The sequence below is a fragment of the Mycobacterium sp. genome (assembly GCF_002863225.1).
GTDB lineage: Bacteria > Actinomycetota > Actinomycetes > Mycobacteriales > Mycobacteriaceae > Mycobacterium.
In genome coordinates this window covers 18,318-33,013 of the sequence record NZ_PKEK01000090.1, presented here as the reverse complement: position 1 = coordinate 33,013, position 14,696 = coordinate 18,318, and the positions used below count along the sequence as shown (strand labels likewise).

Annotated in this window: 11 protein-coding genes and 1 pseudogene; 3 read left to right on the top strand and 9 right to left on the bottom strand. The window is 68.8% G+C overall.

Features of this window, described 5'->3' with window-relative positions; all coding sequences use genetic code 11:
* From CYU59_RS25385 to CYU59_RS25375, 3 genes are read right to left on the bottom strand one after another with little or no spacing between them, the layout of a single operon-like run.
* Positions 1–1,302 carry an amidohydrolase family protein gene (locus tag CYU59_RS25385; RefSeq protein WP_293004049.1) on the bottom strand — a complete coding sequence of 434 codons (1,302 nt, stop codon included), beginning with the start codon at positions 1,300–1,302 and terminating at the stop codon, positions 1–3.
* Positions 1,296–2,369 (bottom strand): CoA transferase, encoded by a 1,074-nt coding sequence (locus CYU59_RS25380; protein WP_293004048.1) that lies wholly within the window; start codon positions 2,367–2,369, stop codon positions 1,296–1,298. Before CYU59_RS25380 ends, CYU59_RS25385 begins: the two co-directional genes overlap by 7 nt.
* Entirely contained in the window at positions 2,369–3,355 is a 987-nt protein-coding gene (locus CYU59_RS25375) for a MaoC family dehydratase (protein ID WP_293004047.1), read from the bottom strand. The genes CYU59_RS25380 and CYU59_RS25375 overlap by 1 nt, the downstream gene beginning before the upstream one ends.
* A gap of 29 nt (positions 3,356–3,384) precedes the next feature.
* Between CYU59_RS25375 and CYU59_RS25370 the strand changes: the two genes are divergently transcribed.
* The gene (locus CYU59_RS25370) at positions 3,385–4,524 is read left to right on the top strand and encodes an acyl-CoA dehydrogenase family protein (RefSeq protein WP_293004046.1); all 1,140 of its coding nucleotides are present in this window, start codon (positions 3,385–3,387) and stop codon (positions 4,522–4,524) included.
* Between the two features lie 67 nt (positions 4,525–4,591).
* Here the strand turns inward: CYU59_RS25370 and CYU59_RS25365 are convergent, their stop codons facing one another.
* The 6 genes from CYU59_RS25365 to CYU59_RS25340 all read right to left on the bottom strand — a co-directional run bounded on the left by CYU59_RS25365 (position 4,592) and on the right by CYU59_RS25340 (position 12,990).
* On the bottom strand, positions 4,592–5,449 hold the full coding sequence (locus CYU59_RS25365; RefSeq protein WP_293004127.1) for an enoyl-CoA hydratase/isomerase family protein: 858 nt from the start codon (positions 5,447–5,449) through the stop codon (positions 4,592–4,594).
* 83 nt (positions 5,450–5,532) lie between these two features.
* Entirely contained in the window at positions 5,533–7,062 is a 1,530-nt protein-coding gene (gene fadD4, locus CYU59_RS25360; RefSeq protein WP_293004045.1) for a fatty-acid--CoA ligase FadD4, read from the bottom strand.
* 48 nt (positions 7,063–7,110) lie between these two features.
* Positions 7,111–8,394 carry a sodium:proton exchanger gene (locus CYU59_RS25355; protein ID WP_293004044.1) on the bottom strand — a complete coding sequence of 428 codons (1,284 nt, stop codon included), beginning with the start codon at positions 8,392–8,394 and terminating at the stop codon, positions 7,111–7,113.
* Between the two features lie 160 nt (positions 8,395–8,554).
* Positions 8,555–10,384, bottom strand: coding sequence for a phosphoenolpyruvate carboxykinase (GTP) (locus tag CYU59_RS25350; protein ID WP_293004043.1), 1,830 nt, complete (start codon positions 10,382–10,384; stop codon positions 8,555–8,557).
* A 123-nt stretch (positions 10,385–10,507) separates the two neighbouring features.
* On the bottom strand, positions 10,508–12,016 hold the full coding sequence (locus CYU59_RS25345; RefSeq protein ID WP_293004126.1) for a hypothetical protein: 1,509 nt from the start codon (positions 12,014–12,016) through the stop codon (positions 10,508–10,510).
* A 32-nt stretch (positions 12,017–12,048) separates the two neighbouring features.
* Entirely contained in the window at positions 12,049–12,990 is a 942-nt protein-coding gene (locus CYU59_RS25340) for a hypothetical protein (protein WP_293004125.1), read from the bottom strand.
* A gap of 199 nt (positions 12,991–13,189) precedes the next feature.
* Between CYU59_RS25340 and trmB the strand changes: the two genes are divergently transcribed.
* Together trmB and CYU59_RS25330 are read left to right on the top strand one after the other, a co-directional pair.
* Entirely contained in the window at positions 13,190–13,984 is a 795-nt protein-coding gene (gene trmB / locus CYU59_RS25335; protein ID WP_293004042.1) for a tRNA (guanosine(46)-N7)-methyltransferase TrmB, read from the top strand.
* A gap of 56 nt (positions 13,985–14,040) precedes the next feature.
* A pseudogene (locus CYU59_RS25330) lies at positions 14,041–14,649 on the top strand (NYN domain-containing protein); the annotation flags it as partial.
* Positions 14,650–14,696: the final 47 nt, after the last annotated feature.

Below are 14,696 nucleotides of genomic sequence, written 5' to 3'. Positions count from 1 at the left end.
TCAGCCTCGGGTGTAGATGATTTCGCCACCGACAATCGTCGCGGTGACCATCTCGACGTCCAACTCGACGAGCGCGGTCTCCGGCGGCAGCGCCAGCACGCACAGGTCACCGGGTTCACCGGGCTCGACGAGCCGCGGCCGGGTGGGCTGCTCGGCGCCGCCCAGGAACATCGTCAAAGCCGTTCTGGCCGAGACACATTCGCGTCCACCCAGAACATCGCCGCTGGGCGTCCTGCGGTTCACCGCTGCGCGCACGGTCGCCCACGGGTCGCCGTCGCCGAAGGGCATGTCGGTCGACAGCGCCACCGGCACACCGGCATCGAGCAACGACGCCAGCCGCCAGAGCTGGTCGTGTTCGGCGACGGGCACCTCGTCGAGGTATTGATCTCCGCGCTCGGCAACGAAATTGGGCTGGGTCACCACGGTCACGCCGAGCTCTGCCAGGTCGGCCAGACTGTCCTGCGGTACGACGGCCGCATGCTCGATGCGGTCACCGGGATGAGAACCGGTTTCGCGGAGTGCCGCCATCGTCACCAGCAACTGCGCTGCGGTGACACAGTGGATCGCGACCGGATGGTCGTCGCGGTGTATCGCGGCGATCCAGCCCGCCAACTGCTCGAGGTCCAGATCGTCGTCGTGCAGGATGCGTTTGCCGGGGGCCAGGCAGTGCACCCGCTGACGAAGCTCACCGTGCCGGTGCAGCTCGGACAGCTGCATGACGTCGGCGATCGCCAGGTCCGGTGTGGCGTCGGTGATTCCGGTGACACCGTAGCTGCTCAGCCGTTCGCTAAGGTCGGACAGACTGGCCTCGCTGCGGCCCAACGCTTCGGCCCAGGAGTCGGTGCTGCGTAACCGTCCGTCGGGGTGGTCGGCCAGGCCGATGCGTTGCAAGCCGGCGGAGTTGAGCATCCACAGCACGCCGCTGCGATGCTGGATGCGCACCGGCGTCGTCGGAGCCAGGGCATCCAAGGCGTCGCGGTCCAGCGCTCCGGCGACCGAGTCGTGGTAGGCCACCGCGCGGACCCAGCCGGTTTCGTCCGCGCCGGCCGATGCCAGAGCCGCCGCCAGCTGGTCGCGGTCGCGCACCTGCGGCGGACCCACCCGGATCGACGTCGCCGCGGCAGCCGCCGAGTACAGGTGTACGTGATGGTCGTGCAGGCCGGGCAGCACAGCTCCGCCCGCGGCGTCGAACACATCCTCGCCGGGCTGCGGGCTCAGCGACTCGGCGACCTCGTCGATGCACTCGCCCACCCTGATGTCGACCGTCACCCCGTCCAGCGTTCGCGCCCGTTGAATCAGCATGTGGCACCGGCTCTCTCGGCGACCAGGCGCTCGACCGCGGCGTTGTCGGCACCCAGTGGCGATGCGGGTGAGGTCTCGGGGCGGTCGGCCGTCGGGGCGGCCCCGCGCGGCACCGTCGCGTAGCGGGCAGCCACCTGCGCCATCGCCACGTCGATCACTTCGCCGCCACCGCGGCGCAGTGACTCCCCGACCGCGCGCGCCGCTTCCAGCCCACTGAGCGGGTCGGCGATCGCGTCGCCGAAGAACGCCGGGCCCTGGAGAGACGAGCCGACCAGCCCACCCGCGACCGCCGCGTCGTCCCCGAAGGCCGGCCGGTCCGGTTGGTCACGGTAGCCGTAAATGCGCAACCAGATTCGGCCCGGTCGCGCTACCACATCGTCGGCACTCAAGGCGCGTCGTCGAAGCGCCGCCGGGCGTGAGCCCTCGATGACGATGTCGGCGACGGCCAGCAGGCGGCGCAACGCATCCGCATCCGTGTCGAAATCGACCGCGTAGGAGAGCTTTCCGGCATTCATCCAGTCGAAGAACGCCGGCTCGCCGCGCCGGGTGCCATCCGGGCGACGGGGGCTCTCGACCTTGACGACGTGCGCACCCGCCCGGGCGAGGAGTTGACCGCACAGCGGGCCCGCCCACAGTGACGACAGATCCACTACCAGCAGGCCCTCGGCGCGCCGCGGCCCGACCTCGGCGCCACACTTCCGGACCGTCGGTGGCGCAGGGGATGCTTCGCCCAGCTCGGACGCCGCGATGTCGAGCAGTCGGGTACGGGCAGTCACGTCCTGGCTGGAACGCTGTGCCGCCCAACTCGTGAGCTCGGCCCATGGATCGACGACGCCGTCGACTTCGATGAGCGCGGGCAGCGCGGCGATGTCGTCGTCGCGCGGCAGCGCCACCGCGCACCACCCGTCGGCGCTGCGTACCAGCCTGGTCGCACCACCGGCCGAAATCCGGCACGGCGGACCAAGATTCATGATGGCCGCCCGCCCCGCCACGGTGACCGCGGCGTCGACGTCCACACCGAGAAGCCCGCCGATGTCGGCGGCGACGCGGCGGGCTTCGTCCAGCATCAGAAATGCAGCGCGGTGAAACGCCAGTCGAGGACTTGCCGGGGCTCGTCGGGTTGGCCGCCGACTGCGTAGACCAGTGACCGCAATCCGAGCACTCCGCCGTCGTCGGCCTGTTCGGCGGACTCGATGTGCAGTTCGCTGTAGAGGGTGTCTTCTTCGTACACCGGTCCGGTGTGGTCGCAGGACTGCCAGCCCAGCACGGTCGCCAGATTGGGTAGCAGCTTGCTGGCCTGTGCCAGCGCCAGGCCGATGGTGTGGCCGCCGTAGACCAGACGTCGTCCACCGATGCGTGAATCATGGTGCACACCGGCAAGATTCAGGGTGAGGCGGGCCAATTCGGGTGCGCTGCTGACCACGTCGGCGCTGCTGTGCAGCACCGAGCCGGCCAGCCCGTCGTCGAAGTGCGGTCCGGTGACCCGCTGGCGGAACGCCCCGCCGTTCCAATCCGCGGCGGCCGACGGCGGTGGCGCGAGGTCGGCACCGATGGCCGAAAGGTCGTCGGCGTGGTTGGACCCGTCGGGATCGGCATCCGCGCTCAGCGGCAGCATCGCACAGCGGTAGAAGTCGAGGATCAGCCGGTCGGCCTGGTCGATGGTGGTGATCCGCAAGGCCATCAGCCCGGTGGGCGCGCGGCCCGGCTTGGCCGAGTTCTTCTTCAGCCCCACGACCTCGGTCCGGGTGAACAGCGTGTCGCCGATCGCCGGGAAGCGGAAGAACTGCAGCCCGCGATAGAACAGGTTCGCCTTGACGTGCTGGGTGGCCAGCGTCGACTGGCCGATCGCGACGTCGCACACCAGCCCCGGATGCGCCAGCGGCGCGGGCAAGCCGGTCACCGCGGCGGACAGCTCGGCGTCCAGCGGCAGCCGCAGCCGGTCACCCAGGATGCTCTGGTGCACCGCGGCCAGCCCCGCGGTGAGCGTCATCGACGGCGCCCCGGTGAACACCTGGCCGGTGTGCACCTGGTCGAAGTACGGGCCGGAGGTCATCGGGTTTGCCTCCGTGTCAGCATGGCCCTATGGATGACGAGGCGATGCTGGTCGCGACGGTGCGCGAATTCGTCGACAAAGAGGTCAGGCCAACGGTGCGCGAAGTCGAGCATGCCAACGAGTATCCCGAAGCGTGGATCGAGCAGATGAAGCGCATCGGCATCTACGGCCTGGCCGTGCCCGAGCAGTACGACGGCACGCCGGTGTCGATGTGGTGCTACGTGCAGGTCACCCAGGAGTTGGCCCGCGGCTGGATGAGCCTGGCCGGCGCGATGGGTGGTCACACGGTGGTGGCCAAGCTGCTGACGCTGTTCGGCACCGAGGAGCAGAAGCAGCGTTACCTGCCACCGATGGCCACCGGCGAATTGCGCGCCACGATGGCGCTGACCGAGCCCGGCGGTGGCAGCGACCTGCAGAACATGTCGACCACCGCCCTGTCCGACGGCGAGGATCTGGTGGTCAACGGCTCGAAGACGTGGATCTCCAATGCCCGCCGGTCCGGGCTGATCGCGCTGCTGTGCAAGACCGATCCGGCCGCCCAGCCCCGGCACGCCGGGATCTCGGTGCTGCTCGTCGAGCACGGGCCCGGGCTCACGGTGTCGCGGGACCTGCCGAAGCTGGGTTACAAGGGCGTGGAGAGCTGCGAGTTGTCGTTCGACGGCTACCGGGTGCCACACTCCGCGATCCTCGGCGGCGACGCGGGCCAGGGTTTCTCGCAGATGATGAAAGGCCTTGAGACGGGCCGTATTCAGGTGGCCGCACGAGCCCTCGGGGTGGCGACCGCCGCCCTGGACGACGCGCTGGCCTACGCGCAGCAGCGGGAGAGCTTCGGTCAGCCGATCTGGAAGCACCAGTCGGTCGGCAACTATCTGGCCGAGATGGCGACCAAGCTCACCGCCGCCCGCCAACTCACCCGCTACGCAGCCGAACGCTACGACAGCGGTGAACGCTGCGACATGGAGGCCGGGATGGCCAAGCTGTTCTGCTCCGAGGTGGCCATGGAGATCGCACTCATCGCCGTCCGAATCCACGGTGGCTACGGGTATTCCACCGAATACGACGTCGAGCGTTACTTCCGCGACGCGCCGCTGATGATCGTCGGCGAGGGGACCAACGAGATCCAGCGCAATGTGATCGCCGCGCAACTGGTGTCACGCGGCGGGCTCTGACGGTCGCGGAACAGAAGCCAGGGTCGCGATCGCCGCCGAATCGCAGCCGTGGCTTCTGTTTCGAAATTCAGCGCACGGCGTCGACCAAGCCCCACGCCAAAGCCTCGGACGCGTCGAGCTTCTGGCCGCTGAGTACCAAATAGGCTGTCCGCCAACGTCCTATCCGCCGAGTCACACTGACGGTGCCGCCGGCGCCGGGGACCAGACCGAGGTTGAGCTCCGGCAATCCGAACACCGTGCCGGGCACGGCCTCGATTCGTCCGCAGAAGGCGGCCATCTCCAGTCCACTGCCGATCACCTGGCCGTGCACCTCCGCGCGACACGCGTCGCCGAGTCGCGCGGTGATGGCATCGATCGCCAGCGCGGGGCTGTAGCGGGTGCGGGCCAGATGTGCGCTGGCCGGGTCGCGCAGGGTGCCGAACTCGTCGAGGTCACCACCGCTGCAGAACGACGGCCCGTTGCCGGTCAGCACGACTTCCTCGACCGACGAATCGAGTTGTGCCACAGTCAAAGCCTCGAGCAGTGCCGCGCGGGCGTCGGTGGAGAACGCGTTGTGCCGTTGCGGCCGGTTGAACGCGATCCGCAAGGTGCCGCCGTCCCGGTCGGCCCGCACCGGGTCGGGAATGTCGGGCATCGTGGCGGGCCCGCGGTCGGCCAGCCAGCGGGCGAACTCCGGTCCGGCCTGCAGGGTGGAGTAGGCCAGCGACTCGGTCACCACGCCCGGCAGTACCGGACCTGCCGGGTCGACGGACCGCAGCACGTCGTCGCATGTCGCCGCCGCGATCGGCCAGCGCTCGACGCGCTCGACCAGTGCGCCGACAGCCGCATCGACCGATGCGACGGTGATCACCCGACGATCGTCGGCCTGGTCCTCGGTCAGGGTGAATGTTGCCTGCTGCAACCAGAACTCGGTCGCGCGCGCCATCGACCCGACCGCCACGATCGGAACTCCGAGCACCGCGGAGTCGATCGTGGAGTCGGGCTCCGAAACGTCGACGACGCGCAGTGTCACACCGAATACTTCTTGACCAGTTCGTGTTTGAACATCTTGCCGGTGTCGGTGCGCGGCAGCTGTGCCTCGAACGAGATCGACTTCGGGCACTTGTAGTGCGCCAGGCGCTCGCGCAGCCAGGCGGTCAATTCGGCGGCGAACTCCTCGGTCGCGTCGGCCGGTTCGACGGTCTGCACAGCCGCCTTGACGCTTTGGCCCATCTCCTCGTCGGGGATCCCGAAGACCGCCGCATCAAGCACTTTCGGGTGCGTGACGAGCAGGTTCTCGGCTTCCTGCGGATAGATGTTCACGCCGCCGGAGATGATCATGTGGTGACGGCGGTCGGTGAGAAAGAGGTAGCCGTCCTCGTCGACGTAGCCGACGTCGCCGACCGTCGTCCAGCCGTGTTTGTCGCGGGACGCCGCGGTCTTCTCCGAGTCGTTGAGGTACTCGAAGGAGAAGCCGCCCTCGAAGTAGATCTCGCCGGGCTGCCCGGGCGGCAGTTCGTTGCCGTCCTCGTCGAGGATGTGCAGTTGGCACATCATCGGCTTGCCGACCGAACCCGGGTGCGCCAGCCACTCGTCGGCGCTGATCAACGTCGACCCGATGGCTTCGGAGGACGCGTAATACTCGTCGACGATCGGGCCCCACCAGTCGATCATCTGCTTCTTGATCTCCACCGGGCAGGGGGCAGCGGCATGCATCACCCGCTCCAGACTGGACAGGTCGTACGAATTCCTGATTGCCTCAGGCAGTTTCAGCATTCTGGTGAACATGACCGGGACGAACTGCCCGTGCGTGACACGGTGGCGTTGGATCGCGTCCAGACAGCCTTCCGGGTCGAACTTCTCCAGGACCACGGTGGTGATGCCACCGGCCTGCACCGTCATCGACCACACCGAAGGCGCGGTGTGATACAGCGGGGCGGGGCTGAGGTAGACGGTCTCCGGATGCATCCAGAATCCGACCAGAGCCGACATCATGCCCGGCGCCTCGGCCGGTGGAACATGCGGCAGCGCACGCTTGATGCCCTTGGGCCGGCCGGTGGTCCCCGACGAATACTGCAGCAGATCACCCTCGATCTCATCGTCGATCGGCGTATCGGGTTGACTGGCAACAGCTTCGGGGTAGCGCTGCCATCCGTCGAGATCATCGTCGGCAATCAGCAGCAATCCGGGCAGACCGCTTGGCAGGTGTTCGGCGAGGTTCTCACACGTCTTGCGCAGCGCGGCCGAACCGATGATCGCCTTGGCGGCGCTGTTGTCGATGATGTACGCGGCCTCGGGCGCGGTCAGGTGCGTGTTGATCGGCACGTAGTACAGGCCGGCGCGGCGCGCCGCCCACATGACGGCGTGGATGTGCTCGTTGTTCTCCATCAGGATCGCGACCGCGTCGCCCTCGACCAGGCCGGCCTGGCGGAAATAGTGCGCCAGCCGGTTGGCGCGGGCTTCCAGCTCGTCGAAGCTGATCACCGTGCCGGAGGGGTGCAGGATGATGGCCGGCTTGTTGACTCCTCCGCCGATGGAGGTGTGCTCACGAATCTGCATGGGCAGACTGTACCGCCGCGAAACTTGACAGCTGTCAAGAGGGCGCGACTAGTGCGAAGCCACCGGCTCGGGCTGCGGATGCGGGTGTCCGGCATGGCGCTTGGCCCGGCCGGCGAAGGGCGCGGACAGCGTCGCCGGCAACTCGCGGCGATACCGCACCAGGGCGATCAGGGCGATGACCGCGTAGACGCCGCTGAGCAGCAGACGTCCCTCGGTCGAGGTGAGGGGGAACTGTACGGCGAACAGGCCCAGCAGCGCCCAGGCGGCCCAGCGCCGGAACCGCAGGCCCAGTAACAGCGTCACACCCATCAATGTCTGCGCCGCGGTCAGCACCATCTCCTCGACCTGACGGCCGTCCAGATGCATTGCGGCGCTTCCGCCACCGAGCATGTACGCCACCGGCAGCGAGCCGATCAGCAGCGTCCACTGGTTCACCTTCGCCGAGATCAGGGTCGCGATCGCCACCCCGCCCTTGCCCCGGGCCGCGAAGATGGTCGCGATGATGAACTCCGGCGCCTCCGACGCCAGCGGCGCCAGCCACTGCACCAGCAGGAACCGGTCGATGCCCAGCTGCGTTCCCGCCCCGATCAGGTTGTCGGCGAACGGTTTTGCACACGCGACGATGACGGCAGCGGCGAGGATGAACAGCCCGGACACCGCGATCCGGCGAACCCGGTCGGGCAGGGCACCCAGCGCCGCGGCGGTGCCGATCAGCTCGGGCTCCTCGACGTCACCGCGGCTGAGCTTGTAGAGGTAGTAGCCGAACCAGCCCAGCAGGGCCAGACCAAGGGCGATGTGGATGCGACCGGTCAGGGGAATGGTGAAAGCGGCAACCCCGGCGATCATCAGAAAGCCGATCTCGACCCGGTTGCTCGGCTCGAGCTCCAAACCGTCGAGCCTGCGACCGGACGCCCGGCGGGCCACCAACACGCTGACCAGAACGACCACCGGCCACCCGAGACCCATCAGCAGCCGGTTCGAGCCGGTCATGTTTGCGGCCGCGTACTGGGTGTACTCCGGTACGTGGCCGGCGGTGTAGGCGTAGTACAGGTCGACCGCGTACTCGGGCAGCACCGCGATCACTGCCAGGACGGCGACGGCCAGGCTGCCGGACACGTCGACCTGGGCGGCTTCGGCGGCCCAGGCCAGCACGAAACTGGCGCCCACCACAGCGGCGCCGTAAGCGACCAGGCCGACCACGGGATCGAGCTGCACACCGAGGATGCGCAGGACCAGGGCAGGCGCGATGACGACACCGACGATGGCCAGAGAACGGAACAGCGTCCGCGTCCGGACCTCCGGCGCCGTTACACCGCACGCAGTTGTTGTCACGCCGCCAAGTTACCCGGCGAACACCGTCCCAGCAACATAGCCTGGCTACCAAATCGATCCGACGTGCGGATCAAATTTGCTGGTCAGCAGCCTCGCAATCGAGAATTCGGCTAGCCGATACTTCGGTTGTGGCAACCCTGCCGCGAGTGCGGGACCGGCCTTAGTCCGACTCGGCCAGACGCTGCTTGAGCGCCTCGAACTCGTCGCGAACGCCGGTCGGCAACTTGTCGCCGACGAACTCGAACCATTCTTCGATCAGCGGCAGTTCCTGACGCCACTCATCGGCGTTGACTGCGAGCGCACGCTCCACGTCGGCCGCGTCCACGTCCAGCTTGCTCAGGTCGAGGTCGTCGGCGGTCGGGACGACGCCGATCGGGGTCTCCTGGCCGCCGGCCTGGTGCTCGATGCGGTCCACGATCCACTTGAGCACCCGGCTGTTCTCGCCGAAGCCCGGCCAGAGGAACTTGCCACCCTCGCCGCGACGGAACCAGTTGACGAAGAACACCTTCGGCAGCTTGGACTCGTCGGAGTTCTTGCCGAGGTCGATCCAGTGCTGGAAGTAGTCCCCGACGTTGTAGCCCAGGAACGGCAGCATGGCCATCGGGTCGCGGCGCACATCGCCGACCTTGCCCTCGGCGGCGGCGGTTTGCTCGCTGCCCATCGTGGCGCCCATGAACACACCGTGCTGCCAGTCGCGCGCCTCGGTCACCAGCGGCACCGTGGTCTTGCGGCGGGCGCCGAACAGGATGCCCGAGATCGGCACACCCTGCGGGTCGTCCCACTCCGGCGCCAGGATCGGGCACTGCGACATCGGGGTGCAGTACCGCGAGTTCGGGTGCGCGGCTTTGGTTTCCGTCTCGCGGAGAACCCAGTCGTTGCCCTTCCAGTCGATCAGGTGGTCGGGCTCGCCTTCCAGGCCCTCCCACCACACGTCGCCGTCGTCGGTCAGCGCGACGTTGGTGAAGACGGTGTTGCCCGCGGCGATGGTCTTCATCGCATTGGGGTTGGAGTCCCAGTTGGTGCCGGGCGCGACACCGAAGAAGCCGAACTCGGGGTTGACCGCGTACAGCCGGCCGTCCTTGCCGAACCGCATCCAGGCGATGTCGTCGCCGAGGGTCTCGGCGCGCCAGCCCGGGATGGTCGGCTGCAGCATCGCGAGGTTGGTCTTGCCACAGGCCGACGGGAACGCGGCGGCGAAGTAGTACGCCTTGTTCTCCGGGGAGATCAGCTTGAGGATCAGCATGTGCTCGGCGAGCCAGCCCTCGTCGTGCGCCATCGCCGAGGCGATCCGCAGCGAGTAGCACTTCTTGCCCAGCAGCGCGTTGCCGCCGTATCCGGAGCCGTAGCTCCAGATCTCGCGGGTCTCGGGGAAGTGGGTGATGTATTTAGTGTCGTTGCACGGCCACGGCACGTCTTGCTGGCCGGGCTCCAGCGGGGCGCCGATCGAGTGCAGCGCCTTGACGAAGAACCCGTCGTCGCCGAGCTTGTCCAGTGCCGCCTTGCCCATCCGGGTCATCACCTTCATCGAGGCGACGACGTACTCGGAGTCGGTGATCTCGACGCCGAGCTTCGGGTCCTCGGCGCCCAGCGGCCCCATGCAGAACGGGACGACCCACATGGTCCGTCCGCGCATGCAGCCGCGGTACAGGTCGGTCATGGTGGCCCGCATCTCGGCCGGCGGCTTCCAGTTGTTCGTGGGGCCGGCGTCGACCTCGCGCTCGGAACAGATGAAAGTCCGGGACTCGACCCGCGCCACGTCGGAGGGGTCCGACAGCGCCAGGTAGGAGTTCTTGTGCTTCTTCTCGTTGAGCTTGGTGAAGGTGCCGGCCTCGACCAGCTGGTCGGCCAGGCGCTGCCACTCCTCGTCGGAGCCGTCCGCGAACACCACCCGGTCCGGCTGAGTGAGCTCGGCGACTTCCTCCACCCAGGACAGCAGGCCCTGGTGGTTAGTCGGGGCAGTGTCCAGACCGGGAACGGTCGCTGAAGTCATCAAAATCTCCTGCATTCGCGGGTGCGTCGTGCGCGGCTAGTTTGCGGCGGCCTTCACACAGGTTATCGCGAGCTGAATACCCAGAAAAAGTCGGGAGCCTATCGCATAACTCACAGGAACGATTCAGAACACGTTGTCGGCAGTGTTCGACGGCGAATTCTCGTCAGCGCCGGCGTCGGAAACGTCACCCGATACCGGCTCCCCGGGCCCCTCGTCCGCGCCGTCTTCGGCTGGCTCCGGCTCGCCGAGCTGGGCTCGCACCGCCTCGAGCGCGGCCTGCAATGCCGGCATCTCCCTGACCCGCAGCGCCGCGGCCCGTGCCCCGACGACGGAGTGTTCCCGCAGCTCGGTGTCGATGATGCTGACCTGCTCGGCCACCCGGGTGCTCTCACCTTCGTCCTGCTCGCTGAGTGCGGCCGTGAGCGCCGACTCGGCAGTCAGCACCCGCGTTGCCACCAGCTGTTCGGCCGCAGACTGCACCAAGGCGGTGGCCTCGCCGGCCCATCGGTCCAGCACGGCCCGGTCGCGGAGTAAGCCGCGCATCCCGACGACCCACACCGTGAGCGCGAGTCCGATCGCCGCGCACGCCACCGCACCGGCCACCGTGAGCCCGGGCGTCAGATCGGCCAGCAACCGGCTCAGGGTCAGCGCCACGCCCAGCCCGAAGCCTGCTCCGACCAGCATCATCAGCCTGGTCTCCAGCTTCCGTGACTTCAGCGGCGCGGCCGGCAGGTCGACGACGGGAAGCGGCGCCGGCGCCGGAAGGTCGATCTCCAGGGCCAACGTGGTGGCCAGTTCGGCCAGCTGCGTCGTGGTGCTGTCGTCCACCTCGGCGATGACGTCCCGGAGCCGGGCGGCCGCCCCGGGTTCGAACTCGGCCAGCGTGCCGCGACTCAGGTTCGCGGTGTCCTCCTGCAATTCCGTGCGCACCGAGGCGCAGCGGTTGCGGGCGAAGTAGGACAGCTGGACGCGGGCCTGCTGGGTCTGGCTGCGCAGGGCGACCGTGCGCTCGGACTTCGACAGCCGTCGTTGCCGCAGGATCTCGCTGCGCTGCTCGCGCAACGCCTCGACCCGCGCGCGACGACCCGCGCCGTCGGCGTCACGGTCGTATCGATCGGCGATGGTCTGCAAGCGGGATTGCCACGCCCGCAACCTGTTTCGACGCGCCAGCTCCGCGTTGGCCAGTTGTTCGGACACCGCGCCGACGAGGTCGTCGATGCGCGGCTCACCCTCCTCGGGCGCGGCAGCGACCCCGACCCAGTGCACGTCGCGGTAGCGCGGCGCGTAGGAGGCCAACGTGGTGCGGTTGCCGGCCAGCACCTCTTCCCAGTTCTGGTGGACGTCGATCTTGGACACCACGCCGATCACGCCGTCGGTCTCGGCCGCCGCGGCGTCGAGCAGCAGGCAGTCGGACTGGGTCAGCGCGGCGGCCGCCGAGACGACGAACACCACCACCATCGGCGCCACGCCGGCGTCCAGGTCTGACGGTTCGACGAACTTCTGCTTGGGCATCCGCTCGCTGAGCGCGGCGACCACGCCGGTGACTCCGGCCAGCCACGGGCCGGTCACCAGCACCGCGTCCAGCCGCTCGATACCCGGCGCGCCGAGCTGCGGGCTGATGGCCGCCACCATCGCGTCGACCTCGGCCGCCGCCTTCTTGCCGCTCACGCCGTGCCCCCGGCCGTTGACCACAGCCGCAGCGATCCCCGCACGATGTCGTTGCCGCAGGCCTGCCGGAGCCCGGCCGGGCCGCGCCGACGGGGCTGCCAATGCCTGGCCCGGCGCAGGTGGGCGGCCGCGGTGTCGGCGCGGTCCACGTCGATACCGCTCGCCTCGGCGGCGTCGAAGGCGCACCGCATCCGGGCGACCACGGTGTCGTCGTGCGTCAGGAACTCGGCTATCCGCCGATCGGTCACGGCCATCGTCTCCAGCTCGGCCACCGCGCCCAGCACGCGCCGGTAGCGCAGCGGCGCGCCGAGTACGTCGAGTGCGTCGACGACCGCGTCGATACCGCTCAGGTCGCGCAGGAGCTCGGTGACGTCAGCGCGCGTCGCGCCTCGCCGGATCGCGGCGATCGCCTGCCGGATGCCGAAGGTGTCGAGGCGGTCTGTCAGCCGTCCGCGGTCGGCGGGCTCGACGGCGTTCCCGGCGGCCAGCGTCCCCAGCAGCGCCCACCGCGAGTCGTCGAGATCGGCGACCGCGAGCAGGCCGACCAGGGGTTCGACCGGCCGTCCGCTGCGGGCCGACAGCTGCACGCAGCGGGCCCGGGCCGCGGCCGTCGGACCGTCCTGGCGTCGGCCGGGAGCGGTGGTGGCGATCAGGTCGGCCTTGTTCAGCACCAGCAGCACCGGCCGGTCGGCGGCGTCGACCGCGGCACGATCCTCGGGTTTGACCACGTCGGCGAGCACGTGGACGCCCAGGTCCGCGTCCGCGGACGTGGTCACGGCAAGCCCGGAACGGGTCAGGGCGTGCGCGACGGTGCACCGGCCGACGCCGCGGCGTCCGGTCACGATCACCCGTGGCGGGGCGGCGAGCCGTTCGGCGATCGCGGCACAGCGCGGGTCGCCAATGGTGGCCGCGAACCGCGCCAGCTCTTCGACGAAAATCGGATGCCCCTCCGCTCAAGTCGCCTTGCAGGTGCTGCTAACCCCTCATTGTGGCCGAGTACCTGGCGTTTGGGACGTAGCACCACCGGTTTGTCGGTCGAATGGTGACATTTGCGCGGTTGCGAGGCGAGTCACCGATACCAGGCGAAGGCAACTGTTGGGTATCAATCTGCCCCGCGGGCGGCGACATGATGGGTTCATGGGCGACGATGAACGGATGCGCGCGCACCCCTGGGTGGACGCGGCCACTCCGCCGACGCCTGATACCGCCCTGCCCGCGGAACCTGGCGTCGGTGGCTACCGGCGGACCACCAGCTTCCGCACCCGGCGGTCACAGCTGTCTGCCGCGCAGCAGCGGACCTGGGAACGGCGGTGGCCGGAGCTGGGCCGCGTCGCCGTGGCCGGGGATGACCCCGGTGCCGCCCCCGAACCGCTGGACACCCAGGCCTGGTTTGGTCGCGACGCCCCGCTTGTTCTCGAAATCGGTTGCGGCACAGGAACTTCTACCTTGGCGATGGCGCAGGCCGAGCCGGACGTCGACGTCATCGCGGTCGAGGTCTACCGGCGCGGGCTGGCACAGCTGCTGTCCGGCATCGACCGGGAGCACGTCACCAACATCCGGTTGATCCGCGGCGACGCCGTCGACGTGCTGGATCATCTGCTCACGCCGGGCGTGCTCAGTGGGGTCCGGGTGTTCTTCCCCGATCCGTGGCCCAAGGCCCGGCACCACAAGCGCCGGCTGCTGCAGCCGGAGGTCGTCGCGACGATCGCCGACCGGCTCCGGCCGGGTGGGGTGCTGCACGCGGCCACCGATCACGCGGGCTACGCCGAGCAGATTGCCGAGGTCGGCGACGCGGAACCGCTGCTGAGCAGGCTCGACGCGGGTGCGGCCACGGCCGTCTCGACCGTCCGTCCGGCGACGAAATACGAGGGCAAGGCACGCGACGCCGGCAGCTCCGTCACCGAGTTCATCTGGGAACGGACCCGCGGATGAGCCTTACCGAAGCGATCGACCCCGCAGTCGAATCCGGCCCTGCCCCGCGGCGCGCACTTCTGGTCTGGGATGCGCCGAACCTCGACATGGGCCTTGGATCGATCCTGGGCCGTCGGCCGACCGCGCTGGAACGTCCCCGCTTCGACGCGCTGGGCCGCTGGTTGCTGGGCCGGACCGCGGAGGTGTCGGCCGACCACGACGGCGTCGCGGTGGAACCTGAAGCGACCGTGTTCACCAACATCGCCGCCGGTAGCGCCGATGTGGTGCGGCCATGGGTTGATGCGTTGCGCAACGCCGGTTTCGCGGTGTTCGCCAAGCCGAAGCTCGACGAGGACAGTGACGTCGACGGCGACATGCTCGCCCACATCGCGGAGCGCTACCAGGAAGGATTGGCGGCGCTGGTGGTGGCGTCCGCCGACGGTCAGGCCTTCCGCACGCCGCTGGAGGAAATCTCGCGTAGCGGGGTACCCGTCCAGGTGCTTGGATTTCGTGAACATGCCAGTTGGGCGCTAGCGTCGGATACCTTGGAGTTTGTCGACCTGGAGGACATAACAGGTGTTTTCCGGGAGCCCCTGCCGCGAATCGGCCTCGATTCGCTGCCTGACAAGGGGGCGTGGCTGCAACCGTTCCGGCCACTGTCCTCGTTGCTGACCTCGCGTGTCTGACAACTCAACAGCAATGCGCGGGTCGTTGCAGATCCAGTAAAGGAGCT

Bases quoted from the DNA above. Each gene is read 5' to 3' on its own strand.
- CYU59_RS25385 (WP_293004049.1), bottom strand. From the start codon at position 1,302: ATGCTGATTCAACGGGCGCGAACGCTGGACGGGGTGACGGTCGACATC.
- CYU59_RS25380 (WP_293004048.1), bottom strand. From the start codon at position 2,369: ATGCTGGACGAAGCCCGCCGCGTCGCCGCCGACATCGGCGGGCTTCTC.
- CYU59_RS25375 (WP_293004047.1), bottom strand. From the start codon at position 3,355: ATGACCTCCGGCCCGTACTTCGACCAGGTGCACACCGGCCAGGTGTTC.
- CYU59_RS25370 (WP_293004046.1), top strand. From the start codon at position 3,385: ATGGATGACGAGGCGATGCTGGTCGCGACGGTGCGCGAATTCGTCGAC.
- CYU59_RS25365 (WP_293004127.1), bottom strand. From the start codon at position 5,449: ATGGCGCGCGCGACCGAGTTCTGGTTGCAGCAGGCAACATTCACCCTG.
- fadD4 (WP_293004045.1), bottom strand. From the start codon at position 7,062: ATGCAGATTCGTGAGCACACCTCCATCGGCGGAGGAGTCAACAAGCCG.
- CYU59_RS25350 (WP_293004043.1), bottom strand. From the start codon at position 10,384: ATGACTTCAGCGACCGTTCCCGGTCTGGACACTGCCCCGACTAACCAC.
- CYU59_RS25345 (WP_293004126.1), bottom strand. From the start codon at position 12,016: ATGGTGGCGGCCATCAGCCCGCAGCTCGGCGCGCCGGGTATCGAGCGG.
- trmB (WP_293004042.1), top strand. From the start codon at position 13,190: ATGGGCGACGATGAACGGATGCGCGCGCACCCCTGGGTGGACGCGGCC.